The organism is Methylobacterium sp. AC690 (genome assembly GCF_979256535.1).
In genome coordinates, this window is the sequence record NZ_CEEDOX010000004.1 from 1 (window position 1) to 23,675 (window position 23,675).

Consider the following 23,675-nt stretch of genomic DNA (forward strand, 5'->3'; position numbering starts at 1 on the left):
CCGGCGGGCCCGGTCCTCGACATCGTCCGACCCGATCAGGTTGCCGACGGTGTCGCGGACCTTGCCGCCGATCTCGCGGGCGGTGTCGGCCACGTGCTCGGCGGCGTCGCGCACGCCGTCCTTGGCCTGGCCGTACAGGTTCTCCGCAGCGCCCTGCGCCTCGCGGGCACGGCCCTCGAGCGCGTCCCGCTTCGAGCCGGTGAGGTCGCCCACCGTGCCCTGAACCTTGCCGCCGAGCTCCTTGGCGGTCCCCGTGATGCGATCCGTGTCGACCATGATCATTGATCCTTGTTGTGCGCGCTTCGTGACGCGTGGGTGTGTGTCGGTGCGAGCGACGGGGAACGCCGCCGCCAATCTCCCTGGCCCCAGAACCGGATCGCTGGTGGCCCATCGCGAGCCCGGGCCGGGCGCCCGGTCTACCTGTCGCCGATCCGCTGCGGATTGGTGAGGGCTGAGGTCTCGGCGGTGGAGCCCTCAGCCCCCTTGCCTGATCGGGGAGATGGCCCTTCTCACCGACGTATCAATAGTCAGAAAATACCAGTAAATTGGGTTTTTCTACCCGGACGATGCAGTCGGGAATCCGTTGTTGCGCCCCCAGACGATGGCCTCGGACCGCTTGTGCACGTCGAGCTTCCGATAGAGGGCCGCCGCGTGGTTGCGCACCGTGTTCTTGGACAGGTTCAGCCGTTTGGCGATGACCTCGTCCGAGAGCCCGGCACAGATCAGGTCCAGGATCTGGCGCTCGCGCACCGTCATGTTGGGTGAGACCGCATCCTGATGGCCGGCACCGGGTTGGCGCAGATGAGCCAGCTTCTCGATCAGTCCCCGGCTGAACCAGGAGGTGTCGGCCATCACGGCCTCGATCGCCTCGAACAATTCGCGCTCGGTTCGCTTGCGCTCGGTGATGTCCTGCAGAACCAGGAGGACGAAGACCTCCGCGCCGATCTCGACCCGCTCCGCCGAGACCAGGCAATCGAGGCTGCTCCCATCCTCATGGTGCAGACAGACCTCCAGGCCGAGGACGTAGCCGGTGCGCGCCAGGGCTGTCTCGAACCGGTCCCGCTGGGGCTCCGAGACCCAGAGGTCGAGGTCGCCCGGCGTGCGGCCGGTGACCGTCTCTGGGCCGAAGCCGAAGACGCGGGTGAAGGCCTCGTTCACGCCGGTGATCGTCAGACTCTCGGCGCGGGCCAGAAGGGTCGGCACAGGGGTCAGGCGGAACGCCTTGGCGAAGCGCTCCTCGCTCTGACGCAGCGCAGTCTCGGCCTTCCGGCGCAGTTCGAGGTCGGCGAAGGTGAAGAGCATGCAGGGCTCGTCGCCGAGTTCCATCGGTTGCCCGGCCACGATGACGAAGCGGGTGCCGCCATCGGGCAGGTCGAGGCAGGCCTCCATCTGCGGAATGGTGCCGCCCTCGTTGAGCCGGGAGATCGCCAGATCTCGGTTGCGGGCGTTGGCCAGCACGTCGACCTCGTAGACGCTGCGGCCGATGACGGCGTCGCGGGTGTACCCGGTCATCTCCAGGAAGCCGAGGTTGACCTTGACGAAGCGCAGGTCGGCGAGCCGGCAGATCACGGCGGGTGCGGGATTGGCGTTGAAGGTGGCCTCGAAGCGCGCTTCGGCTTCGAACTGGTCGGAGACGTCCTTCAGGATGAGGGCGAGGCAACTCGGCTGGCCCTCGCGATCGGTCGCAACCAAGCTGCGCAACGAGTGCACGTAGTCGGCATCGGGACGGTCGGTGCGCGTGACCTCGACGATGACGTCGTGGAAGCGCTCGCCGGAGACGACCCGCTCCATCGGATACTGGTTCGGCGCATGGTTGTTGCGGTAACGCAGCGCGAAGCGCTCACGGTAGGCATCGACCGTTCCGCCGAGTTCCTCCAGGCTCTCGGCCCCGTGCATGGCCAGCGCCGCCGCGTTGGCGTAGGCGATGGTCTGGTCGGGCTCGACCAGGATCACGCCTTCGCTCAGTCCGGCAACGATCTGCTGGAGTTCATGCCTGTCGACGCCAAGTGTCACCGGAACTTCCATCCACTCCGATCAAGTCCGGCCGTAACCTGCCTGCGCGAAGGCCGGTTCCGATTGGGTAAGGCGAATGTCTGGTATATCCGGATCATTGACGTGAACGTGATCGATCATCTGCTGCGAGCGTGGCCGCGATCCAACTCGAGAAGCGGGTCGGGACGGTGCCGGTCAGGGACCGCGAACGGAACGCGAGGCTGTAGCGGACCGAGAACTGCGATGGTCTCGAGATGTGGCGCCGGAAGATCGTAATCGGCGGATGCCCCATCGCGATCGTTGAATCCGGATCACCACCATCGGCCGCGCATAGGCGGTCGTCGAGTTCCGGCCCCACCGAATCGTCGTGATCGCGAACCGCACTTTCCCCGACAGGGTGGGCTGCAGCCTCCAGGGAGCCCGCGGACCATACCCCAGGGTTCTTCCGCGATCCGGGACGCGCACCCGCCATAAAGTCACCGCGCTCTGGGACGTGCTCCACCGGGGGCCTCGGGTCGTCGGCGCTCCCGCGGAAGACCACGGGAAACCTTCAGCAATCCGAAAATTGCGGGAGGGCCGTGGCAGATCGAGCGTCTCGTCCCACAGAGCCTTCGAAGCACTACGGTGACTGCAACGAAGGTTCAGCGCGATGACGGTGACGACGGCCTTTCAGGAACCCGGTTCGGCGAACGGTCCGCGGCATGGGAACGCCCTGACCATCACAGGCCTGATCCTGATGGGGGCGCTCGCGATCGCTACGACGGCAGCGGCGCAGGACGTCGGGTCACCAGCGGCCGCTGTGTCGACCGGCGTCGCGCCCGCCGAGGGCCTGGCGGGCGCCCCCGCGGTTCCCACGGCGTCCCCGCCCGCGTCCGTTGCGGCAGAGCCCGGCGCGACGAGCGCGCAGCTGCCGACCTCGAACAAGGCGGCCGGGGTCGCCCACGACTTTTCGCCCATAGGCATGTTCCGCACTGCGGACGTCGAGGTGCAGGCGGTGATGGTCACCCTTCTCCTGGCGTCGGTGGTCACCTGGGCCATCTTCCTGGTGAAGACGCTGAGCCTGGCCCTCGCCAAGCGGCAGATCCGGTCGAGCCTCACGGCGTTGCGGTCGGTTACCAACCTGCCGGAGGCGAACGAGCAGGTTCGCCGCGGCGTCGGAGCGCTTCTACTGGTCGAGGTCGAGGGTGAGGTCGTGCTCTCCCAGGGGCTCCCGAGCGAGGGCATCAAGGAGCGGGCCGCCATCGCACTCACCCGGATCGAGGCCAGGGTCGGCAAGCGGATGGCCTCCGGAACCGGAATTCTGGCGACGGTCGGTTCGATCGGACCCTTCGTCGGCCTGTTCGGCACCGTGTGGGGCATCATGGGCAGCTTCATCGGCATCGCCAACTCGAACACCACCTCCCTCGCCGTGGTGGCGCCCGGTATCGCCGAAGCGCTACTTGCCACCGGGATCGGCCTCGTTGCGGCGATCCCCGCCGTGGTGATCTACAACGCGCTGACGCGCTCCATCACCGGCTATCGGGCCCTGGTCGGCGACGCCGTCGCGCTGGTCATGTGCCACCTGTCGCGTGACCTCGACACGCGCGAGGCGGTCACCTACGGCCGCCCGTCCAATCTGCGCCTGGCCGCGGAGTAGGCGCATGGCCGTCAAGTTGGGATCCAGTAGAGGCGGGAAAACGTCTGCGTCGCTGCCATGGTGCGGACCTTTCTGGGATTGCGGTTGGGGGATGTCGTCCACTCGATGCGCCGGTGACGTGACCGTCTCGTCCGCGTCGCGCCGGGCACTTGCCGTGGTCGCGACCGCAACGGCGATGAGGGTGGGTCGCCCCTCCTGTGCGCGGCCGACGCGCCATGTCGGCTGACGCAGAAGGACAGATCCCGACGTTTTCGTCGGGCGCAGAGGCCGGAGATTCGCTCTGCATTTGGGAAAGGGGCCGGATCGCGAACGACCCGGCGGTGCCTGTCAGACCGCCGAAGCGAAGCGGTGGGCGTCCTCGTCCCAGGCGCAGTCCTCGGTGAGGGTTTGGGCGAAGACCGCGGCGAGGCGGGCCCGCTCGGCCTCGACGAGGGGCCCATCGAGCGCCACGGGTCGGCAGCGGGCCGCCAGCCCCGGCGGCACGAAGTCGGGATTGTGCAGGCTGTGATCCGAGGCTTCCTCGAAGAAGGGGCGGCAGCCGAAATCCAGGAAGCTCTCGGCGGGCAGGCCCTCGGCGAGGAGGATGTCGTGGGCGTCGAGCTCGACATGCCAGTAGGTGACGCTCTCCAGTCTGGTGCGGGCGATGGTGGTTCCATTGACCAGGTGCATGACCGGCACGAGTGCACCGCCCTGGGCGTCGGCATCGGCGCCGACGAGAACGGGATGCCCGGGGGAGAGGAGGAGGTCGCGCTTGGGCAGGCCGTGGCCGAAGGCACCGGCCCGGACGCGGACGGGCGCCTGATCGGCGGGCAGCGGCCGCTCCGCTCCGAGGTGGCGATGGCCGGTCCAGGTAATGGTACGGTGCTGGCCGGAGGCGGTGATGGCGCGGTCGCCGACCCGCAGGTCCTCGACGGTGACTTCGCCCCGCGTCGTCAGGATGTGCGTGCCCGAACCGAAGCAGAGGACGAGGGCCGTCTGGCTCACAGACGCGTTCGGGACGACATCGTTGTACTGGTAGTTTTGGTCGGTGAAGAGGATGTAGACGTAGCTGCCGGCTTTGTCGCCCGTCGTGGGAAAGCGCACGACGCTGCCATTGGTGTCGGTCTTGCCATAGTAGGCGAGGCCTGATCCGAAGGGTGACCCGTCGGGCGACGTCACGGAGATGGGTTCATTCGGCGTATCGCCGAACACCCCGAGATTGTCGCCTGCTCCTGTGCTGGCGGTTTCCTTCAGCGTGTAGCCCGGCGGATCGGACATGACGTTGCCGACCAAAAATCCGTCCGGAGAAGGCCGCAGCTCGACGAAGCTTTTGTAGGTAATCGACGGAGTGGGACCAGAGGACATTTTCAGGCTCCATGTAGGACTTGGACTGTGGCGGCGTCTGTATATCTTGCAGCGTTTGACTTAACGTTGTGACATCACAAATTTGATATTCATTTTAATATAAGATTGTAAGCCTGAAGAAAAATATCTGTTCTGACTATCGCGAAATCTAGAAACTCGCAGAACGAGCAAGGCTGAGGCCGGAGGCGGTAACCGGCGGAAAGTTTGTTTTCTTGAAGTCCGCTGCTTTCGACGAGTCTGTGGGACAGCATGCGAAACTTCACACGCGGTCGCGGAACTTTTTTCCGTGAACGGGTTCGCGGCCACGGAGTGGTTCGGTCGCGGCTGTACCAAGGGCAGGAACGCGGCTGCGGATGGCAGAGCCAAGGCACCGGCGCTCGTCCGTGGCCAGACTCGAGACGGAGAGTTGGACAGAGAATCTGCGTGCCCGGATGTCACCCGGTGGCTGGACCGACCGGAGCCGCCGGTCGTCGCATGGCGTGTCGGCACAGTTCGATGACGGAGAGGGCGCGATGGCGGTCCCGGGAAAGTGGGCCCGGTACGGCATGCTGCTCACCCGAAGGTCGTGCAGCGCGGGCGGCGTTCGCTCTCCTGACCTGTGGAGCGCTCGCGCCCGCGATTTTTACAGCGGTGGGGTTCCGGTCCTGCGTCCGACTTTGGGGCCGCGATTGGGGTCGCTTGGCGCGCGAAGGGCTCGCCCGTCCGACTTACGACGGACTAAGTCGAATCCGCTGGATGGTTCCTCAGATGCGCGGTCTGCTCGCAGATCCGATCTCAGGATGACCGGGTCAGGGCGGCACCGATGTAATTGTACATGGCATTCGTCTGATCGGCGAAGAACCGCATCGCGGTCACGATCGCCAGGAAGACCAGGGCCATGATCAAGCCGTATTCGAGGGCCGTTGAGCCGGACGTATCCTTGCAGAAGCGGCGGATCAGGATCTGAAGATCGTGCCGCGCCGGAAATTTCTGCCGACCCCTGGCATGTTCGAGATCCAGTTCGGTCATGGCCCCAGGATATCTTTCGCGGACGTCGATCGTCGGGAACGCTACGCGAGTTTCCTTGCGGAGGACTTAAACGGATCGTCGAAGTCCAAGGCACGTCGAAACCGTCAGGCTGGGCGTAGCAGACCCCGGCCCGACGGTTCCCTTCGTTCCAATTCTTGGAAGCCGCCAGACTACCTTGGCGGCTTCCGACGCGGCGGTCAGGCCTTGCCTGATTCCTTGCGCAGGGCGTCGATCCGCTGGGATGCCTCGGCCTTATCGAGCTCGGGATCGAACGCCTCGGGATCCTTCGCCTCTTCGGACAAGGTCTTGAGGTAGGAAGCCTGCGCGCCGGTCATCGGCTCGCCGCCGGTGGTCCATTCGCTCGGATCCTTGATCTGGTTCGAGACGTCCTTCGGATCGGTCTTGGGGTTCTCGTCCGCCTTGGAGGTTTGGGACTTGGAAGTCTCCGACTTGGAGGTCTGGGACTTGCTCGCCTGGGTACCAGCCATGTTGGGATCCTTTGGTTCACGAAATGTTCTAGTGAACGCGGAGCCTGGGAGCCGGTTCCTGTGCCTGCGCCGGCAAAAGCCGGTCATCCCGTGGTCAAATGTCTCAAGGGTCGGCGCGGCCTGGAGACGAAGGCGAAGGCGATCCCGGTGATCGCCCGAGTCGGGCGGGAAACAGGGCTCGCGATGCCGTCACCCGTCAGCGAAGTCGCAGGCTTGACGGGTCGCGTCGGGGCTGGAACATGTCAACATCGCTGACGTAAATCGAGGTCTCCCGAGACGTGACTGCCCACGCGATGCGAGATGCCGACGCCGAGGCGCCGCGGCCGTCCTCCGGCTCCGGCGATGACCTCATCGAGCTCCTGTTCTTCGCCTACCGGGATTTCGTCGGGGACCCCGACCGTATCCTGGCCCAGTACGGGTTCGGCCGGGCCCACCACCGGGTGCTGCACTTCGTCGACCGCTATCCGGGTCTCACGATCGCCGAACTCCTGGATATCCTGCGCATCACCAAGCAGAGCCTCAACCGGGTGCTGAAAGATTTGATCGAGCAGGGCTACATTGCGCAGAAGACCGGCACCAGCGACCGGCGCCAGCGGCTGTTGTTCTGCACCGCGGCCGGGGCGGACCTCGCCGGCGACCTCATGCGGGTCCAGAGCCGGAGGGTGGCCCGCGCTCTCGCGGCGTCGGAGCGCGGCGGCGAGGCTCCCCTCTCCGCCGAGAGCTTTCTCTTCGGCATGATCGAGCCGGATGCGCGCGCGGCCGTGCAGCGCCTGATGTCCCGGCGCGCCCGGAAGGCCGCCTGATGGCCACGCCCGGGACGCGCCCGACCGCCGAGCTTCCCGATCACGCGCCGCACATCCTGGTGGTCGATGACGATCGGCGGGTGCGGGAGCTGTTGTCCCGCTTCCTCTACGAGCAGGGCTTTCGCGTCACCGCCGCCGGAAACGTGCCGGAGGCCCGCACCAAGGCGCAGTGCTTCGTCTTCGATGCCCTCGTGCTCGACGTGATGATGCCGGGCGAGAGCGGCTTCGATTATGCCCGCGAGGTCCGCCAGAGCTCGCGCGTGCCGATCCTGATGCTGACCGCCCGCTCGAACCCCAACGACCGGGTCATGGGCCTGGAGATCGGCGCCGACGACTACCTGCCGAAGCCCTTCGAGCCGCGCGAGCTGATCCTGCGCCTGTCGAACATCATCAAGCGCCGCGACGAGGCCGGCGGGCGCGCCCAGAGCCACGACACCGTGACCTTCGGCCCCTTCGCCTACCGGATCGACCGGGGTGAATTGCGCCGCGAGGACGAGCTGATCCGGATCACCGAGCGCGAGCGCGAGATTCTCACCATCCTGGCCCAGGCCGCCGGCGGCAACGTGGAGCGCGAGGCCCTGGCCGGGAGCGGCGGCCTCGCCGCCGAGCGCAGCATCGACGTGCAGATCAACCGCCTGCGCCGCAAGACCGAGGTCGATCCGGCCAATCCCCTGTTCCTGCAGACGGTGCGGGGCGTCGGTTACCGCCTCGCGGTCGATTGAGCCCATGGCCGCCACCGGCCTCCTCCAGCGCACGGCGACCCGCCTCGCCGCCCTGCCCCGGCCCGGGCGGATGTGGCGGATCGTCAGCCGCGCCATCGGCGACGTCCTGCCGAAGGGCCTCTATGCGCGATCGCTGATCATCATCATCGCGCCGGTGGTGCTGCTCCAGTCGGTGATCGCCTACACCTTCATGGAGCGCCACTGGCAGCTCGTGACGCGCCGCCTGTCCTCCGCCGTCACCGCCGACGTCGCCGCGCTGATCGACATCTACGAGAGCTACCCGCAGGACAAGGATTCCGAGACCCTGACCCGGATCGCCAACGACCGGCTCAACCTCGACGTCGACATCCTGAAGGGGGCCAAGCTCCCCCCGGCCGGTCCGCGGCCGTTCTTCTCGATCCTGGACGAGGCCCTGTCCGAGGAGATCCGACGCCAGATCCGCCGGCCCTATTGGATCGACACCGTCGGCCGCTCCAGCCTGATCGAGATCCGGGTCGCGATTCCCGATGGCGTCATGCGCGTCACCGCGCGGCGCAGCATGGCCTACGCCTCGAACTCGCACATCTTCCTGCTCTGGATGAGCGGCTCGTCCCTGGTGCTGCTCGGCGTCGCGATCCTGTTCCTGCGCAACCAGATCAAGCCGATCCTGCGGCTGGCCGCCGTGGCCGAGAGCTTCGGCAAGGGCCGAGAGATCGAGTTCCGGCCCCGCGGGGCTCGCGAGGTGCGCCAGGCCGGCCATGCCTTCATCGAGATGAAGCGGCGCATCGAGCGGGCGATGGAGCAGCGCACGACGATGCTCAACGGGGTCAGCCACGACCTGCGCACCATCATCACGCGATTCAAGCTCTCCCTCGCCCTGGTCGAGCAGACGCCCGAGGTCGAGGACCTGCAGCGCGACGTCGACGAGATGAGCCGGATGCTGGAGGCCTACCTCGCCTTCGCCCGCGGTGATTCGGGCGAGGTGGCGGTGCCCACCGACATGCGCGCGCTCCTGGAGGACCTGCGCACCGACGTCGAGCGCCTCGGGGCGCACGTGGAGGCGGTGGAGCTCGAGGACCGTCCGCAGCTGACCCTGCGGCCCGACGCCATGCGGCGCTGCCTCTTCAACCTCGCGGCGAATGCGGCCCGCTACGGCGAGACCGTCGCGATCACGGGCCGGCGCGAGGCCAGGGCCTTCCTGGTCTCCATCGACGACGACGGCCCGGGCATCCCGCTCGACCAGCGCGAGGAGGTGTTCAAGCCCTTCGTACGCCTCGACGATGCGCGCCAGGATGCGGGCGGGTCCGGCCTCGGGCTCTCCATCGCCCGCGACATCGCCCGCGCCCATGGTGGCGATGTCAGCCTGCACGACAGCCCGCTCGGGGGTCTGCGCGCCACGGTGCGGATCCCCGCCTGATCCGGGCTCATCGACCGCAGCAAAGCGTAGCCGATCCAGCTTGGCGCCGGGTGCGGGGCGATGCTATGAGGAGCGCAGCAAACGCCACAGGGACCGGTGAGCCGGGTCCGACAGAGGTTGAGAGACCCGCCCATGAACAGCCCGCTGACCCCCCTCCTGATCCTGCTGCTGCTGCCGATCACCGCCATCTGCGCCGTGCTCTACACGGATGCGGGCATCGAGCCGACGCTGTTCTACGCCACCGTCAAGACCTTCGCGGTGCTCTTCATCGTCGCCGGCGGGCTCTGCTTCGCCGCGAGCCGCCTGGCCGCCCGCAGCGAGGGCTGAGCTTCCCCGCGAGTGCGAGAGCGCTGACGAAAAGGCCCGGACTGAAAGGTCCGGGCCTTTTCGTTTCGCACCCCCGCCGCCGGACTACTCGGCGGCGATGCGCGGGGGCAGGATCGGCTTCGCGTCGTTGGCCGAATGGGTCGGCGGCAGCGCGAACGCCCCCTCCGTCGGCTCGTCCACGCGTCCGACGAAGCGACCGAAGACCCGCACGAAGAGGCGCGACAGGTCGTCGACCAGGACGAAGATCGCCGGCACGAAGACCAGCGACAGGCCGGTGGAGACGATCAGGCCGCCGATCACCGCGATGGCCATGGGCGCGCGGAACTCGCCGCCGATGCCGAGCGCCATGGCGGAGGGCACCATGCCGGCCGCCATGGCGATGGTGGTCATCACGATGGGGCGGGCGCGCTTGCGGCCCGCATCCACGATGGCGGTGACCCGGTCGACGCCGCGGGCCATCTCCTCCACCGCGAAATCCACCAGCATGATGGCGTTCTTGGTCACCACGCCCATCAGCATCAGGATGCCGATCACCACCGGCATCGAGATCGGCTTGTTGAAGATCAGGAGGCCGAGGATCGCGCCGCCGATGGAGAGCGGCAGCGAGAACAGGATGGTCAGCGGCTGCAGGAAATTCCCGAACAGCAGCACCAGCACGCCGAACACCATCATCAGGCCGGCACCCATGGCGAGGGCGAAGCCCTCGAAGACCTCCCCCATCACCTCGGCGTCGCCCGTCTGGCGGATGGTGACCCCGGGCGGAAGGTCCTTGGCGGTGGGCAGGGCGAGGACGGCGCTGATCAGGGCACCCAGCGCGTCCGAGCCCTCCATGTCGGCCTCCAGGGCGACGCGGATGGCCCGGTCGTAGCGGTCGATGGCGGTCGGGCCGCGGCCGAGGGTGAGATCGGCCACCGTGGAGAGCGGCACCGCCGCGCCGCCCTTGACCGGAACCTTGAGGGTCTCGATCTGCGAGAGGTCGCCGCGCAGGCGCTCGGGCAGCTGCACCCGGATCGGCACCTGTCGATCGATGGTGTTGAACTTGGCCAGATTCGCCCCGATGTCGCCGATCGTACCGACCCGGACGGTCTCGGCGATGAGGTCGGTCGTGACACCGAGATCGGCCGCGACCCCGGCCTTCGGGCGGATGCGGATCTCGGTGCGGTCCAGGGGGGCCGTCGAGAGCACGTTGACGAGGTGCGGCACGCCCGCGGCTTCGCGCTGGAGCTTGGCCGCGGTCTCCGCCACCACGGTCTTGTCGGGGCCGGACACGATCAGCGTCACGTCGCGCTGGCCGCCTTCGCGCAGGGCCCAGAAGCGGATGTCGGGCACGTCGTGCAGGAGGGCCCGGATGGCGATGTCCACCTGCTTCTGGCTGCGATGGCGGGTGTTCTTCGGCGTCAGATTGATGGTGAAGGTCGCGAGCCGGACCTCCTTCTTCGCGGGCAGCTGGCGGCCGCCGTCGACGAAGACGCTGCGCACCTCCGGGAGGGCGCGGATGCGCTCCACCAGAGCGTCCGTCACCTGCGTCGTGTCGGCGAGGCGGGCCCCCGGCGGCAATTCGACCACGAAGATCGTGCGGGCGGCGTCCTCCGCGGGGAGAAAGCCCGCCGGCAGCAGGCCCGTGGACAGGATCGACCCGGCGAAGCAGACGAGCCCGAGCACCAGGGTGATGAACTTGTGGCGCACCGACCAGGCGACCACGCGGGTGTAGCCCCGCATCACAGGGCCCTCGCGGGTGTGATCGGGCCCGTGATCGCGCAGGAAATAGGCCGCGAGCAGGGGCGTGATCAGGCGCGCCACCAGGAGCGACATGAACACCGCCGCCGCGATGGTGAGACCGAACTGCTTGAAGTACTGCCCGGCGATGCCGCTCATGAAGGAGACGGGGGCGAAGATCGCCATGATCGTCGCCGTGATGGCGATGACGGCGAGGCCGATCTCGTCGGCGGCCTCCAGGGCGGCGCGGTAGGGGGATTTCCCCATGCGCATGTGCCGGACGATGTTCTCGATCTCCACGATGGCATCGTCGACGAGGATGCCGGTGACCAGCGTGATCGCCAGCAGGCTGACGGCGTTCAGGGAGAAGCCGAGGCTGCTCATCACCCAGAAGGTCGGCAGCACCGAGAGCGGCAGGGCGATCGAGGCGATCAGCGTCGCACGCCAGTCGCGCAGGAACAGGAAGACCACGATTACCGCCAGGGTCGCGCCCTCGACCAGGCTCAGCATCGCCGAGTGGTAGTTGCCCACCGTGTTGGTGACCGAGGTGTCGATGAGGTCGAAGCGGACGCCGGGATGGCGGGCGCCGAGTTCCGCGATGCGCTTGGCGACGCCGACGGCGACCTCCGCGTCGCTGGCACCCGTGGAGCGCGAGATCGCGAAGGCCACCACGGGTTCGCCGTTGAAGCGCGCGAAGGTGCGCGGCTCCTCCGAGCCGTCCACCAGCGTGGCGAGCTCGTCGAGGCGGACCTTTCTCCCGCCCGGCACGACGATCGAGGTCTCTGCCAGGGTGTCGAGGCTCGCCGCCCCGGCCAGGGTCCGGATGGATTGCTCCTGCCCGCCGAGCTCGCCGCGTCCGCCCGCCATGTCGGCGGCGGTCAGGCGCAGCTGCCGGTTCACGTCGGCGGCCGTGATCCCGAGTGCCAGCAGGCGGTCGGGCTTCAGGGTCACGCGAACCTCGCGGGCGACGCCGCCGAGGCGCTCGACCCCCCCGACGCCCTTCACGCTCTGCACCTGCCGGGCAATGACGTCGTCGATGAGCCAGGACAGGTCCTCCGGCGTCATCGCGGGCGCCGAGGCGCCGTAGATCATGATCGGCAGGCCCGCGATCTCGACGCGGTTGATGATCGGTTCCTCGATGGTGCGGGGCAGGTTCACCCGGACCTTCGAGATGGCATCCTTGACGTCGTTGACCGCCCGGTCGCTGTTCACCTCCAGGCGGAACTCGATCGTGGTGCTGGAGACGCCTTCGGAGATCGTCGAGATGACGTGCTTGACGCCCTTCACCCCCGCCACCGCATCCTCGACGACCTTGGTCACCTGGGTCTGCAACTCCGAGGGCGCGGCCCCGGATTGCAGGACCTGGACGGAGACGATGGGGATGTCGATGTTCGGAAAACGCGTGATCGGCAGCGCGCGGAAGCTGACCAGTCCGAGGACCACCAGCACCAGGAAGAGGACGAGGGAGGGGATCGGCTTCCGGATCGCCCAGGCCGAGATGTTCAGGCGCATGGGATCGTCCGATCAGCGGGGGGCGGCATCGGCCGCTGAAGGCGTCGCGGCATCGGCCGCCTTGATGGGCGGAACCACGGGTCGGACGCGATCGCCGTCGCGCAGGAAGCTGCTGGCACGGGCCACCACCACCTCGTCCGCCTTGACGCCGGCACGCACCTCCAGGACGCCGTCGGCGGCGAGGCCGGGTACGATCCGGCGAGCCTCGACGCGGTCGCCGGCGACGATGAAGACGCTCGCGCCGCCATCGGCGCCGTAGAGCACCGCGGACAGGGGCACGGCGACGCCGGTGCGGCGTGCGACTTCGACCTTGCCGCGGGCGAAGGCGCCGATGCGCAGGCCCGGATCGGGGTCGAGGCCGATGCGGATGCGCCCGAGGCGCGTCGTGCGGTCGATCTCCGGATCGATGCGCCGCACCCGTCCCTTCAGGGTCCGTCCTTCGTCCCACTCCAGGCGGGCCGGATCGCCGACGTGCAGTCGCGGCATCCAGACTTCCGGCACCTCACCCTCGAGTTCGATCTCGCCGCGGGCGATCATGCGGAACATCGGCTCGCCGATTGCGGTCGCGGTGGCGCCCACGCGGGCGGTCCGCCGGCTGACGATCCCGGCTTCGGGAGCACGGATCTCGGTTCGGGCGCGCCGCAACGCGATTTCCGCGCCCTGAGCCCGCGCGGTGGCGAGATCGGCCTCGGCGAGCTGCAATCCGCCGCGCGCGGCCGCGAGCCGGCCCTCGTTGCCCTGAGCGGCGGAGACGCGCTGCTCCAGGATCACGGCCGTGGCGTTGCCCGTGCGGATCAGGCTGCGGGTGCGCTCGAGGGCAAGGTTCGCCTCGACCTGGGCCGCCTCGGCCTGCACGATCTGGCTTCGGGCCTGGATGATGGCCGCCTGCGCCTTGGCGATGGTGGCGGCGTTGGCCGCTTCCTGGGTCAGGATCATCTCGAGGGAGAGCCGCGCCAGGGGCTGGCCGCGCGTAACCTGGGCCCCCTCCTCCACGAGAAGCTCGGTGATGCGCAGGCCCTCGATCTCGGGCGCGACCAGGATCTCGTCGCGGGGGACGAGTGTGCCGGTCACCACGGCGAATTCCACGACTTCGCGAGCGACTGCCGAGGCCACCGTCACGGCCGGTGCCAGGGCGGCCGGATCCGGAACCGCCGCCGGCTCCGCCGCGCGCGCGACCGGGCCGAGCGCGGCGGCGCCGGCCAGCACCGCGAGGGCGAAACGGAACCGTTGTCCGGACGGCGCAGGCCGAGGGGGTCGCATGACAGGGCGCTCGACGAGGACGGAAAGCATGCCCATGCGGAGCGAGACCGGCGATTTCATGGCGCACCTCCGCGGCGACGTGGCAGTCGCGGTCAAATCGCCCCCAGTGGGTCCGAGACGTTGCAACTTTTTGCCGGTCGTCACGTTGGAGCAACTATAGACCTTTCCCGGTTGAGGGTTAACGAACCATGAGCATTTTCGAGGTCCGTCAGCAGTCGAACGGCGCCGTCCTTTGGACTGGCAGCGCGCTCGATGAAGTCTCCGCCCTCGATGCAATGGCGCGCGAGGCCGGCTACATCGACTTCCAGGCTCTTCCCGAGGAGATCCGCGCGGCCCACCCGGTGGCCCGTCCGATCGTCTAGAGCTTGCCTATGCCCCTCCGCGGAGGGGTCGGAAAAAGCAAAGAACCCACCCGTCCGACCGGACAGGTGGGTTTTTTGTTGGCGCGTTCTCCGGACTGCGCGGTGAAGCGTCGTCACCCATGGGAGGTCGGCTAACTTCGGATGCCGACCGGCTGCACCGGTCGCGGCTTCCGGCGCGCGGCGATCGGCACGGCACGGGCTCGGCTTGGCAATCCTGGGGGCCGCAGGCCCCGGGTGAACCGTTCGGAGGGCGCGTCGCTCGGCGGCAGGGTCGAGACGACACCCCCTGGTGCTCCAGCTGGGAGGATTGTGGCTGCGATCCGTGGCCGGACCGGACCCTAGCGGAGCGTCGTGGAACTCAGCGACAGGTAGCGGGGATCGAAGCCGGCGAGGCTCGTCAGACGCTGGACGTTCCGGATCATCAGAATCCGCGAGCGCAGCTCGATCAGGCCCTGCCGCTTCAGTTCCTGAAGCGTGCGGTTGACGTGTACGGTCGAGAGGCCGGTCGTATCGGCCAGGTCGAGCTGGGACACCGGAAGGTCGTAGCCGTCGCCCCGGGCCAGTCCGACGGCGCGCAGGCGCATCAGCAGTTCCAGGAACAGGTGGGCGATCCGCTCGATCGCGGAGCGGGAGCCGAGGTTTACGAGCCACTCGCGCAGAGTCGCGTCGTCCACCAGGTTCGCCCGCCGCAGGGTCGTGACCAGACGGGGCTGCTGGCTGACGAGGTCCCCGAGGGGCGCAGGATCGATGCGCGCGATGCGGCAGGCCGAGAGGCTGGCGATCGCGTGGTCCCGGCGGTCGAGCAGGCCGATATCGAGGTCGCAGAAATCGCCCGGAACAAGATAGGCGAGGATCTGTCGGGTTCCGTCGGCGCGCAGCTTGTAGCGGCAGGCCATGCCTTCGACGAGGACGAAGACGCCGTCGGGACGCTCACCCTCGCGCGCGATCTCCGTGCGCGGTCCGACGGGATCGACGGGGACGCAGAGGCGCGTCAGGATCGCCCGATCCTCGGCCGACACGGCCCCGAAGCGCTCCAGCTTCCGGATCAGAGGGGCCGTCACAGCGTCGTCATCGCGCGAGGCTAAGCGGCGGGGCAGCCCCGGACCCGCGCCCGACGCACTCATTGCCGATGTTCCGGCGCTCGTCGACGCGCCCGATCCCGAGGCTCAGCGTTCACCCAACCCGTCACGGCGTCCTGCCCCTCCTCCAACCGATTCCGGGCTGCTCCGCCTGCGCGTGGTCCTGCCGAGATGCGACCGCAGGGGCATCGATGGCGAGCCGTCGACCCGCGTACCGCCACCGCAAGACACGCGGCCGGTCGTGATATTCCCCGATCCGCAGCGTTAATAAATCCTAAAAAGCCAGCTCGGACAGGGCTCTGCGCTCTTGGTGTGGTGGCCGACATTCGAGGAATGTCGACTACCCGACAGATCTCCTGCCGGGCTTGCCTTTGTCTCGCATCGTACAGATAGTCGAGAAATCGCTTGTATATATTCCTGAGTATGGGTCCGTGAGAGACTATTTGTGCTCTTGCCCCAAGGGACAGGGCCGTGTCGCTGCTAGAGCAATCTGCCGTTCGTAACCGCTTGCTCAGGCGGCTCTCGCCAAGCGATTACCTTTTGCTTCAACCGCATCTGCGCTCGATGCCGACGGAGTTGCGTCAGGGTCTGATCTATCCACATCGCCCGATCCAGGATCTTTACTTCCCGGAGGCCGGCTACGCGTCGATCACGACGTCCGGAACGAGCAAGGTCGAGGTCGGTATCATCGGGCCCGAAGGGGTCGTGGGGGCCGCACCGGTGCTCCTGGGGAGTGACCGCACGCCCTACGACCACTTCGTCCAGAACGCGGGCGAGATGCTGGCCATCGACGCCGCTGCGCTGCTGGCTGCCACCGAGGAGAGCCTCGCGCTGCGCAACCTGCTGCTGCGGTTCGTCCAGACCCTACTGGTTCAGACGGCGCAGACCGCCTTCGCCAATGCGAGCTACAACATCGAGGTCCGGCTCGCACGCTGGCTGCTCATGTGCCACGACCGGGTCATCGGCGACGAACTGACGGTCACGCATGACTTCCTGTCATTTATGCTGGGCGTTCAGCGCACGACCGTGACCCTCGCCCTGCAGCTCCTGGAGGGCAACCGCCTGATCAAGGCGCGTCGCGGGCGGATCGGGGTTCTCGACCGCACCGGACTTCTGGGCGTCGCGGGGGACAGCTACGGTGTGCCCGAAGCCGAGTACCTCCGCCTGATCGAAGGCGCCTGACCCCAGAGGTCAATCCCAGCCGACCCTCGCTGCGACGGCATCGCCCGGACGGCGGTGCCGCGTCAGGCCACGGTCGATGGCGCTGTGACGTCGCCATCTCGCGCTCACGCGCCAGTGAACACTCTCTCTCCTGCCGGGTTGAAGGTGTACGCATCATGCGTTCCTCCCTGGACTCGGCCCGCCCGGCAATAGCCGTGGCGGGCTCTTTGCGTATTCCTATAATGTATCTCGACAGAAAAACTTTGCGGTTTTGCGGCTGAATCTAAGCTTGAGCGTACGATTTCGTGCAGAAACCTTTGAATGTCTTCCCATTAACCTGTGTTGATGCGAGTGAGTTCCTCGTTTTGCACACTCTCTCGGACCCACGGGGATGGGGCCCATGCCCCTCCCGGCCGAATGAGAAGATACTGGATGACATCGCAATCTGGATCCGATGCACCGACCCGCCTCGTTCCCGAGAACGCCCCGCCCCTGACGGCGTCGATCCGTCGGACCCTCGGGCAGCACCTGCGCGAGACCTACGCCTCCCTCGATGATGACCAGCCCGACCGCTTCGCCGTCCTGCTCGCACGCCTCGAGGCGGTGCTGGCCGCTCGCGGCGAGACCCTCACGGCGGAGGTCCGGCAAGGGCTCCAGGACCATGCGGCGGGCCTGCGCAAGTACGCGCTCTCCCTGACCCGCGACGCCGCCCGGGCCGACGATCTGGTTCAGGACACGATGCTGCGGGCCTGGATGTACCGCGAGAGCTTCACGCCCGGCACCAACGTGTGCGGCTGGCTGACCATCATCATGCGCAACACATTCTATTCCGGCCAGCGCAAGCGCGTGCACGAGGTCGAGGACAGCGACGGCAGCTATGCGGCCCAGCTGGTGACCCTGCCGGCCCAGGGCGCCGTCCTCGACCTGGAGGACGTCAACGCCGCCATCGGGCGGCTCTCCACGACCCTGCGCCAGGCCCTGACGCTGGTGGCCATCGACAACATGACCTACGACGAGGCCGCCACGGTGATGGGCTGCAAGATCGGCACGGTGAAGAGCCGGGTCTGGCGGGCCCGCGAAAGTCTCGCCGCCCTCGTCGGCTACTCCGCCAACGAGATCGGGCCGGACCGCCTCGCCACCTCCGTGCTGAGCGACCTCAGCCTCCGGCCCCGGGCCTGAGGCCGCCTACAGCAGCGTCCCGCGCAGGATCAGCATCGCCACCGAGAAGTAGATCACGAGGCCCGTGACGTCGACGAGGGTGGCGACGAACGGGGCCGAGGCCGTGGCGGGGTCGAAGCCGAGGCGCTGCAGCAGGAAGGGCAGCATCGATCCCGTGAGCGAGCCGAAGGTGACGATACCGACGAGGGCCGCTCCCACGGTGGCCGCCACCAGCATCCAGTGCTCGCCGTAATCGTACAGGCCGGTCTTCTGCCAGACCACGATGCGGACGATGCCGATCACCCCGAGGATCATGCCGAGGACGAGCCCTGTGGGCAACTCGCGCAGGGCTACCCGCCACCAGTCGCGCAGGCGCACCTCGTGCAGGGCCAGGGCGCGGATGAGCAGTGAGGTGGCCTGGCTGCCGGAATTGCCGCCCGAGCTCATGATCAGCGGGATGAACAGGGTCAGCACGATGGCCTTCTCGAGCTCGCCCTCGAAGCCCTGCATGGCGGTGGCCGTCATCATCTCGCCGAGGAACAGGGCGCAGAGCCAGCCGGCCCGCTTCCGGATCATGGTGCCGAAGCCGATGTCCATGTAGGGCTCGGGCAGGGCCTCCATGCCGCCGAAGCGCTGCACGTCCTGGGTCTGCTTCTCCACCATCGCGTCGATCATGTCGTCGACTGTGACGATGCCGATCACGTGGCCGACCGCGTCGATGACGGGGAGTGCCAGGAGGTCGTAGCGCGAGATCAGGCGGGCGGCTTCCTCGCGGCTGGCCGTGGGCGAGACCGCCAGCGGCCGGCGGTTCGGCGCCACCGAGAGCACGTTGTCGCCCGGATTGCCCGAGATCAGCCGGCGCAGGGGCACCGCCTTGGTCAGGGCCCGGGTGCGCGGGTCGAGGACGAAGATCGCATAGATGGTCTCGCGGGTCTTCTCGACCTGGCGGACGTGATCGAGGGTCTGCTGCACCGTCCAGTTACCCGGCACGGCCACGAACTCCGTCGTCATCAGCGAGCCGACGGTCTCCTCGCCGTAGGTGCTGAGCCGGTCGACGGCGCCCCGGGTCTCCGCGTCGAGACGGGCGCGCAGATCCGAGCGGCCCGGCTCCTCGATCTCCCGGAAGAGGTCGGTGATACGATCGGCGGACATGCCGGAAAGGTAGGAGGCGACCCGATCGCGCGGCAGCATCTCGATGATGTCGGCGGCGCAGTCGAGTTCGGGCTGGTCGAGCACCTCGATCGCCCGCTCCACGGGCAGGCCGAGCAGGATGGCGGCCGCGACCTCCGGGGCCTCGTCGTTGAGCGCCTCGACGATGTCGGGCGCGCGTTCGTCCGACAGGCGGGCGGCGAGCACCGCCGGATCGATGCCGGTCGGGAAGGAAGCGATCTCGTTCATGGGCTCACCTCGCAGGGCGCGCGATCCGGCCGTGACGGGCCGTCCCGCGCCGAGCCGCCCGAGCCCGGTCAGCGGGGCGTCAGGCGAGGGAAGCGGAGGCGGCCGCGCACGGCGCGGGCGATCGGTCTGGATTGTCGCTGGGCATCGGTATCGTCGAGAGGGAGCCGAAGCGCGCACCACGTGGTGAGTCGGGACTCCCGCGCAGGCCCGTTCGGCGGCGCGTCAGTGCGCCTCCCCTCCCCGGGGCGTCAAGCCGAAACCGGCATCGGCCGGATCTTTCCCCCGTGGCCGTGGCGCTGCTGCCGCCCCGCCCGGTCGCGAGCCCTCGCGGTCCGCCGCGCATGCGAGAGGCTACGGCATCATATCTCTGCTTTCCGCGGCCCGGCCCGGCATACCCAGGGCCCTCCGGCGCGGGACCGGAAATTTCTCCCAGATCCTATGAGAAATATAAGTGTAGCGCCCGCTTGTATTGTGCCCAACACAACGGCATATCCAGGGTGTCGAACACGAAGGAGTTTCCCATGAAGTGGTCCGCCCCCGTCGTCCAGGAAATCTGCGTCGGCATGGAAGTCACCAGCTACGAGTCCGCCGAGATCGATCCCTTCAACTAAGCCGCTGCCCATCGAGGCACGCGTTTAGTCGGAAGGCGGATCGAACCCATTCGGGTTCGGCTTTCACAATCCCAAACCAACCAGGAGAGACGTCATGAAATGGTCTGCCCCCATCGTCCAGGAAATCTGCGTCGGCATGGAAGTGACGAGCTACGAGTCCGCCGAGATCGATCCCTTCAACTAAGGGAGATCGCGGGTCCCGCCCGCGGGACCGGCTGATCCGAGGGGGCGCTATCCGAAAGGGTGGCGCCCCTTTCGTTTGGGCTGAGAGTGTCGGGCGGCGGTGATTCCCTCGGCGAGCGCAGCGCTTCCGCCAGGAAGTCGATCAGCACCCGGACGCGCGTCGGCATCGACGGGCCGCCGATGAAGACCGCATGGATGGCCTCGCGGTCCTGCGGATTGTAGCGCTCCAGCAGCGGCACGAGGCGCCCGCTGGCCAGTTCGTCGGCGATGTGGAAGCGCCCGACACGGGTGATGCCCATGCCGGCCAGGGCGAGTTGGACCAGCGTCTCGCCGTTGTTGGCGGACATGGAGCCAGAGACCGCCAGGAGGTAATCGCGTCCCTCCTCCCGGAACGGCCACCCGGGCTCGGCGCGGCGGAAGTTGAAGTCGAGGCAGTTGTGTCGGGCGAGGTCCGCGGGGATGTCCGGTGTTCCGACCCGCGCCAGATAGGCGGGCGAGGCCACGACCGTCCGGCCCGTGTCGCCGAGGCGGCGCGCGGTGAGCGGGCTGTCCGGTAAAGTCCCGAAGCGGATCGCCACATCGGCGCGTCCGCCGAGGATGTCGGCGACTTGGTCGCTGAGGTCGATGTCGACGCTGATGCCGGGATGGCGCGTCACGAATTCCGCCAGCAACGGTACGATCACCAGTCGTCCATGGGCGGAGGCGGTGCTGATCCGGACCCGACCGCGGGGGGAGGCCTGATCGGCGATTGCGCTCTCGCTCTCGGTGATATCGGCGAGGATGCGGCGCGCGGCACGGGCATAGCTCTCGCCCTCGGCGGTAAGGCGCAGCGTCCGGGTGGTTCGCACGATCAGCTGCACGCCAAGGCGTGCCTCCAGGCGAGCAACGATGCGGCTGACGGCGGAGGCGGTCAGCCCGAGCCCGCGGGCCGCCGCGGACAGGCTGCCGTCTCGCGCAATGGCGAGGAAGGCCGCCATCTCCCCCGTCCGGTCGATTCGGTCCCGCGGCATTCGTGCTCCTGACGCACAGATGTCGGTCCGGAGATGGGGCTACCGCCCGGTGTCGCGCTGCATCATGTGCCTGTCGGGAACAATGACCGAGAGGCAACCCCCATGACAATCCATCCTGCGCTGCTGGCGCTGAGCATCGGCGCCTTCGGGATCGGCGTCACCGAATTCTCGCCGATGGGCATGCTGCCGCTGATCGCGAACGATCTCGGCGTCTCGATCCCGGCCGCCGGCCTGCTGGTCAGCGCCTATGCGCTCGGCGTCCTGATCGGCGCCCCGCTGATGACCCTCGCCTTCGCGCGGGTGCCGCGCCGGGCGCTTCTCGTGGGCCTGATGGGCATCTTCACGGTGGGCAGCGTGATTTCGGCCCTCGCCGACGGTTACGCGATGCTGCTCGCGGCACGGATCGTCACGGCCTTCAACCACGGCGCCTTCTTCGGGATTGGATCGGTGGTGGCCGCCAGCCTCGTACGGCCTGAGCGGCGTGCAGCCGCCGTGGCCGCGATGTTCTCCGGCCTGACCATCGCGACGATCGGCGGCGTGCCCCTCGCCGCCTGGGTCGGGGAGGCGCTGGGCTGGCGCGCGGCCTTCTGGGGCATCGCCGGCATCGGCGCCGTCGCGATGCTCTCGCTGCGGCTGGCCTTGCCGCCCCTGCCCGTGGAGCGCGCCCCCGATATCCGCGCGGAGCTGCGCGTCGTGGCGCGGCCGGCCGTTCTCGGCGCCCTCGCGCTCACGGTCCTCGGGTCGAGCGCCATGTTCACAGTCTTCACCTACATCGTCCCGATCCTGCGTATCGAGACGGGGGCGGACGCCTCCTTCGTCACGGCGATGCTGGTGGTCTACGGCGTCGGCCTGACCCTCGGGAACTGGGCCGGCGGACGCCTCGCCGACCGCACGGTGGACGGAACCATCATTGCCTCCCTGGGAGCCCTGGTCCTGCTGCTCGGGGTGTTCGCCGTCGGGATGGACTCGCGCTGGGTCGCCGCCCCGCTCATCCTGCTCTGGGGCGTCGCGAGCTTCGCCCTGGTGCCGCCCCTACAGATGCGGGTAATGGCGGAGGCCAGCGAGGCGCCCAACTTGGCCTCGGCCCTCAATATCGGTGCGTTCAACCTCGGCAACGCCATCGGTGCGGCCCTCGGCGGCCTCGTGATCGACCTCGGCGGAGGCTATCCGGCGGTCTCGGTGGCGGGGTCAGCGATGGCGGCGGTCGGCCTCGCTTTCCTCCTCGTTCTGCGGCGCGGCCGGCGCGTCGCCGGCGCGGTGGCGTGTCCCTGACTTCGGGGAACCGGGCGCGCCTCTACAATCCGAGGCCGAGCTGGCGCGGTTCCGGGGCGGGGCCGTGTTCCAGGGCGGAGAGGGAGACCCCGAGGAGGCGCACGCTGCGCCGGAGCGGGAACAGGTCGCGCAGGAGGAGCAGAACGGTCTCTTCCAGGGCGGCGCGATCCGGGACGAAGCCGGGCACCGAGCGGGCCCGGGTGATCTGCTCGAAATCCGCGAACTTGACCTTCAGCGTCACCGTGCGGGCCCGGACTTCCTTGGCGGTGGCGGCACCCCAGACCTTGTCGAGGATCGGCGCCAGCCGTTCCGCGAGCACCGCGAACTCGGACGAATCGTCCGAGAAGGTGTTCTCGGCGCCGATGGATTTCCGGATCCGGTTGACCCGGACCGGACGCGGGTCGATGCCCCGCGACACCCCGTAATAGTAGGGCGCCGAGGCGCCGAACCGCTTCGTCAGGGCCTCGAGGCTGAGGGCGCGCAGGTCGCGCCCGGTCAGGATGCCGAGGGCCTTCATCCGCCCCTCGGTGACCGGGCCGATGCCGTGGAAACGCCCGATCGGCAATGCCTCGACGAAGGCCGGCCCCATGGCGGGGGTGATCACGAAGAGGGCGTCGGGCTTGCGGAAGTCGGAGGCGACCTTGGCCAGGAACTTGTTGTACGAGACGCCGGCCGAGGCCACGAGACCGGTCTGCGCGCGGATCGTGGCCCGGATCGCGCGGGCCACCGCCGTGGCGGTCGGCAGTCCCTGACGGTTCTCCGTCACGTCGAGATAGGCCTCGTCGAGGGCCACGGGCTCGATCAGGTCGGTGTGCTCGGCGAAGACCGCCCGGATCTGCTCGGAGATCGAGCGGTAGACCTCGAAGCGCGGCTTGACGAAGACGAGGTCCGGGCAGAGCCGGCGCGCGGTGACGGAGGGCATGGCCGAGCGTACGCCGAAGGCCCGCGCCTCGTAGCTCGCCGCCGCCACCACGCCGCGCTCGCGCGATCCGCCCACCGCCACCGGCCGGCCCCGCAACGCCGGGTCGTCGCGCTGCTCCACCGAGGCGTAGAACGCGTCCATGTCGATATGGATGATCTTGCGGATCGCGCCCGCGCCGTCCGGGTCCATCGCGGACGCTCCTCCGATCGTTCTATCGCTGGTGTTCGTGGTCTGTTCGCAGCATCCCGGTCCCGGCCCGGGAATCAACCCCTGCCGGCTCCCGATCCCCCGCGAAACCGACGCAGCCGAGCAGGG

22 protein-coding genes are annotated in these 23,675 nt (G+C 68.3%); 11 read left to right on the top strand and 11 right to left on the bottom strand.

Going from position 1 to position 23,675, the window contains the following annotated elements; translation table 11 throughout:
* Together AC0IY1_RS05500 and AC0IY1_RS05505 are read right to left on the bottom strand one after the other, a co-directional pair.
* A partial coding sequence (locus AC0IY1_RS05500; protein WP_471768269.1) for a CsbD family protein occupies positions 1-276 on the bottom strand: 276 nt, incomplete at its 3' end.
* A 279-nt stretch (positions 277-555) separates the two neighbouring features.
* Positions 556-2,013, bottom strand: coding sequence for a helix-turn-helix transcriptional regulator (locus AC0IY1_RS05505; RefSeq protein ID WP_471768271.1), 1,458 nt, complete (start codon positions 2,011-2,013; stop codon positions 556-558).
* Positions 2,014-2,641: 628 nt separating this feature from the next.
* Between AC0IY1_RS05505 and exbB the strand changes: the two genes are divergently transcribed.
* The gene (gene exbB / locus AC0IY1_RS05510) at positions 2,642-3,628 is read left to right on the top strand and encodes a tonB-system energizer ExbB (protein ID WP_471768273.1); all 987 of its coding nucleotides are present in this window, start codon (positions 2,642-2,644) and stop codon (positions 3,626-3,628) included.
* A gap of 327 nt (positions 3,629-3,955) precedes the next feature.
* On the opposite strand, the gene AC0IY1_RS05515 is transcribed toward exbB, so the two are convergent.
* The 3 genes from AC0IY1_RS05515 to AC0IY1_RS05525 all read right to left on the bottom strand — a co-directional run bounded on the left by AC0IY1_RS05515 (position 3,956) and on the right by AC0IY1_RS05525 (position 6,468).
* Positions 3,956-4,885, bottom strand: coding sequence for a Hint domain-containing protein (locus AC0IY1_RS05515; RefSeq protein ID WP_471768276.1), 930 nt, complete (start codon positions 4,883-4,885; stop codon positions 3,956-3,958).
* An 861-nt stretch (positions 4,886-5,746) separates the two neighbouring features.
* Complete coding sequence (locus tag AC0IY1_RS05520) at positions 5,747-5,980, bottom strand: Flp family type IVb pilin (protein WP_471768279.1); 234 nt, start codon at positions 5,978-5,980, stop codon at positions 5,747-5,749.
* 197 nt (positions 5,981-6,177) lie between these two features.
* Positions 6,178-6,468, bottom strand: coding sequence for a DUF3072 domain-containing protein (locus AC0IY1_RS05525; RefSeq protein ID WP_055952726.1), 291 nt, complete (start codon positions 6,466-6,468; stop codon positions 6,178-6,180).
* 293 nt (positions 6,469-6,761) lie between these two features.
* On the opposite strand from AC0IY1_RS05525, the gene AC0IY1_RS05530 reads away from it, so the two are divergent.
* The 4 genes from AC0IY1_RS05530 to AC0IY1_RS05545 all read left to right on the top strand — a co-directional run bounded on the left by AC0IY1_RS05530 (position 6,762) and on the right by AC0IY1_RS05545 (position 9,716).
* Positions 6,762-7,271: a MarR family winged helix-turn-helix transcriptional regulator gene (locus AC0IY1_RS05530; RefSeq protein ID WP_103709085.1), complete on the top strand. Its 510-nt coding sequence runs from the start codon at positions 6,762-6,764 to the stop codon at positions 7,269-7,271.
* Entirely contained in the window at positions 7,271-7,993 is a 723-nt protein-coding gene (locus AC0IY1_RS05535; protein WP_055952719.1) for a response regulator, read from the top strand. Before AC0IY1_RS05530 ends, AC0IY1_RS05535 begins: the two co-directional genes overlap by 1 nt.
* 4 nt (positions 7,994-7,997) lie before the next feature.
* Complete coding sequence (locus AC0IY1_RS05540) at positions 7,998-9,389, top strand: ATP-binding protein (RefSeq protein ID WP_055952716.1); 1,392 nt, start codon at positions 7,998-8,000, stop codon at positions 9,387-9,389.
* Between the two features lie 132 nt (positions 9,390-9,521).
* Positions 9,522-9,716 carry a hypothetical protein gene (locus tag AC0IY1_RS05545; RefSeq protein ID WP_103709087.1) on the top strand — a complete coding sequence of 65 codons (195 nt, stop codon included), beginning with the start codon at positions 9,522-9,524 and terminating at the stop codon, positions 9,714-9,716.
* Between the two features lie 84 nt (positions 9,717-9,800).
* Here the strand turns inward: AC0IY1_RS05545 and AC0IY1_RS05550 are convergent, their stop codons facing one another.
* A complete protein-coding gene (locus tag AC0IY1_RS05550) occupies positions 9,801-12,944 on the bottom strand; it encodes an efflux RND transporter permease subunit (RefSeq protein WP_471768281.1) in 3,144 nt (1,047 codons plus the stop codon).
* A 12-nt stretch (positions 12,945-12,956) separates the two neighbouring features.
* A complete protein-coding gene (locus tag AC0IY1_RS05555; protein WP_471768666.1) occupies positions 12,957-14,204 on the bottom strand; it encodes an efflux RND transporter periplasmic adaptor subunit in 1,248 nt (415 codons plus the stop codon).
* Between the two features lie 188 nt (positions 14,205-14,392).
* Here AC0IY1_RS05555 and AC0IY1_RS05560 point away from each other — a divergent pair, with 188 nt between their 5' ends.
* Positions 14,393-14,566: a hypothetical protein gene (locus tag AC0IY1_RS05560; protein WP_181017273.1), complete on the top strand. Its 174-nt coding sequence runs from the start codon at positions 14,393-14,395 to the stop codon at positions 14,564-14,566.
* Positions 14,567-14,904: 338 nt separating this feature from the next.
* Here AC0IY1_RS05560 and AC0IY1_RS05565 read toward each other — a convergent pair whose 3' ends face one another.
* Positions 14,905-15,627 (bottom strand): Crp/Fnr family transcriptional regulator, encoded by a 723-nt coding sequence (locus tag AC0IY1_RS05565; RefSeq protein ID WP_471768284.1) that lies wholly within the window; start codon positions 15,625-15,627, stop codon positions 14,905-14,907.
* A gap of 489 nt (positions 15,628-16,116) precedes the next feature.
* Between AC0IY1_RS05565 and AC0IY1_RS05570 the strand changes: the two genes are divergently transcribed.
* Together AC0IY1_RS05570 and AC0IY1_RS05575 are read left to right on the top strand one after the other, a co-directional pair.
* Positions 16,117-16,827 carry a Crp/Fnr family transcriptional regulator gene (locus AC0IY1_RS05570; RefSeq protein ID WP_055952706.1) on the top strand — a complete coding sequence of 237 codons (711 nt, stop codon included), beginning with the start codon at positions 16,117-16,119 and terminating at the stop codon, positions 16,825-16,827.
* Between the two features lie 411 nt (positions 16,828-17,238).
* Entirely contained in the window at positions 17,239-17,985 is a 747-nt protein-coding gene (locus AC0IY1_RS05575) for a sigma-70 family RNA polymerase sigma factor (RefSeq protein ID WP_055952703.1), read from the top strand.
* Between the two features lie 6 nt (positions 17,986-17,991).
* On the opposite strand, the gene mgtE is transcribed toward AC0IY1_RS05575, so the two are convergent.
* A complete protein-coding gene (gene mgtE / locus AC0IY1_RS05580; protein WP_055952700.1) occupies positions 17,992-19,362 on the bottom strand; it encodes a magnesium transporter in 1,371 nt (456 codons plus the stop codon).
* A gap of 521 nt (positions 19,363-19,883) precedes the next feature.
* Between mgtE and pqqA (AC0IY1_RS05585) the strand changes: the two genes are divergently transcribed.
* Positions 19,884-19,973, top strand: a complete 90-nt coding sequence (gene pqqA, locus AC0IY1_RS05585; protein ID WP_055952695.1) for a pyrroloquinoline quinone precursor peptide PqqA — start codon at positions 19,884-19,886, stop codon at positions 19,971-19,973.
* Between the two features lie 94 nt (positions 19,974-20,067).
* The gene (pqqA, locus tag AC0IY1_RS05590; protein ID WP_055952690.1) at positions 20,068-20,157 is read left to right on the top strand and encodes a pyrroloquinoline quinone precursor peptide PqqA; all 90 of its coding nucleotides are present in this window, start codon (positions 20,068-20,070) and stop codon (positions 20,155-20,157) included.
* On the opposite strand, the gene AC0IY1_RS05595 is transcribed toward pqqA (AC0IY1_RS05590), so the two are convergent.
* A complete protein-coding gene (locus AC0IY1_RS05595) occupies positions 20,150-21,166 on the bottom strand; it encodes a LysR family transcriptional regulator (RefSeq protein WP_471768288.1) in 1,017 nt (338 codons plus the stop codon). The two genes, pqqA (AC0IY1_RS05590) and AC0IY1_RS05595, sit on opposite strands and share 8 nt — an antisense overlap.
* Before the next feature lie 102 nt (positions 21,167-21,268).
* On the opposite strand from AC0IY1_RS05595, the gene AC0IY1_RS05600 reads away from it, so the two are divergent.
* Positions 21,269-22,438, top strand: a complete 1,170-nt coding sequence (locus AC0IY1_RS05600) for an MFS transporter (protein ID WP_471768291.1) — start codon at positions 21,269-21,271, stop codon at positions 22,436-22,438.
* A gap of 22 nt (positions 22,439-22,460) precedes the next feature.
* Here the strand turns inward: AC0IY1_RS05600 and dinB are convergent, their stop codons facing one another.
* Positions 22,461-23,549, bottom strand: a complete 1,089-nt coding sequence (gene dinB, locus AC0IY1_RS05605) for a DNA polymerase IV (RefSeq protein ID WP_103709093.1) — start codon at positions 23,547-23,549, stop codon at positions 22,461-22,463.
* Positions 23,550-23,675: the final 126 nt, after the last annotated feature.

Coding starts and splice junctions, on each gene's coding strand:
- exbB (WP_471768273.1), top strand. CDS start 2,642: ATGACGGTGACGACGGCCTTTCAGGAACCCGGTTCGGCGAACGGTCCG.
- AC0IY1_RS05515 (WP_471768276.1), bottom strand. CDS start 4,885: ATGTCCGATCCGCCGGGCTACACGCTGAAGGAAACCGCCAGCACAGGA.
- AC0IY1_RS05520 (WP_471768279.1), bottom strand. CDS start 5,980: ATGACCGAACTGGATCTCGAACATGCCAGGGGTCGGCAGAAATTTCCG.
- AC0IY1_RS05525 (WP_055952726.1), bottom strand. CDS start 6,468: ATGGCTGGTACCCAGGCGAGCAAGTCCCAGACCTCCAAGTCGGAGACT.
- AC0IY1_RS05530 (WP_103709085.1), top strand. CDS start 6,762: ATGCGAGATGCCGACGCCGAGGCGCCGCGGCCGTCCTCCGGCTCCGGC.
- AC0IY1_RS05535 (WP_055952719.1), top strand. CDS start 7,271: ATGGCCACGCCCGGGACGCGCCCGACCGCCGAGCTTCCCGATCACGCG.
- AC0IY1_RS05540 (WP_055952716.1), top strand. CDS start 7,998: ATGGCCGCCACCGGCCTCCTCCAGCGCACGGCGACCCGCCTCGCCGCC.
- AC0IY1_RS05545 (WP_103709087.1), top strand. CDS start 9,522: ATGAACAGCCCGCTGACCCCCCTCCTGATCCTGCTGCTGCTGCCGATC.
- AC0IY1_RS05550 (WP_471768281.1), bottom strand. CDS start 12,944: ATGCGCCTGAACATCTCGGCCTGGGCGATCCGGAAGCCGATCCCCTCC.
- AC0IY1_RS05555 (WP_471768666.1), bottom strand. CDS start 14,204: ATGCGACCCCCTCGGCCTGCGCCGTCCGGACAACGGTTCCGTTTCGCC.
- AC0IY1_RS05560 (WP_181017273.1), top strand. CDS start 14,393: ATGAGCATTTTCGAGGTCCGTCAGCAGTCGAACGGCGCCGTCCTTTGG.
- AC0IY1_RS05575 (WP_055952703.1), top strand. CDS start 17,239: ATGACATCGCAATCTGGATCCGATGCACCGACCCGCCTCGTTCCCGAG.
- mgtE (WP_055952700.1), bottom strand. CDS start 19,362: ATGAACGAGATCGCTTCCTTCCCGACCGGCATCGATCCGGCGGTGCTC.
- pqqA (WP_055952695.1), top strand. CDS start 19,884: ATGAAGTGGTCCGCCCCCGTCGTCCAGGAAATCTGCGTCGGCATGGAA.
- pqqA (WP_055952690.1), top strand. CDS start 20,068: ATGAAATGGTCTGCCCCCATCGTCCAGGAAATCTGCGTCGGCATGGAA.
- AC0IY1_RS05595 (WP_471768288.1), bottom strand. CDS start 21,166: ATGCCGCGGGACCGAATCGACCGGACGGGGGAGATGGCGGCCTTCCTC.
- AC0IY1_RS05600 (WP_471768291.1), top strand. CDS start 21,269: ATGACAATCCATCCTGCGCTGCTGGCGCTGAGCATCGGCGCCTTCGGG.
- dinB (WP_103709093.1), bottom strand. CDS start 23,549: ATGGACCCGGACGGCGCGGGCGCGATCCGCAAGATCATCCATATCGAC.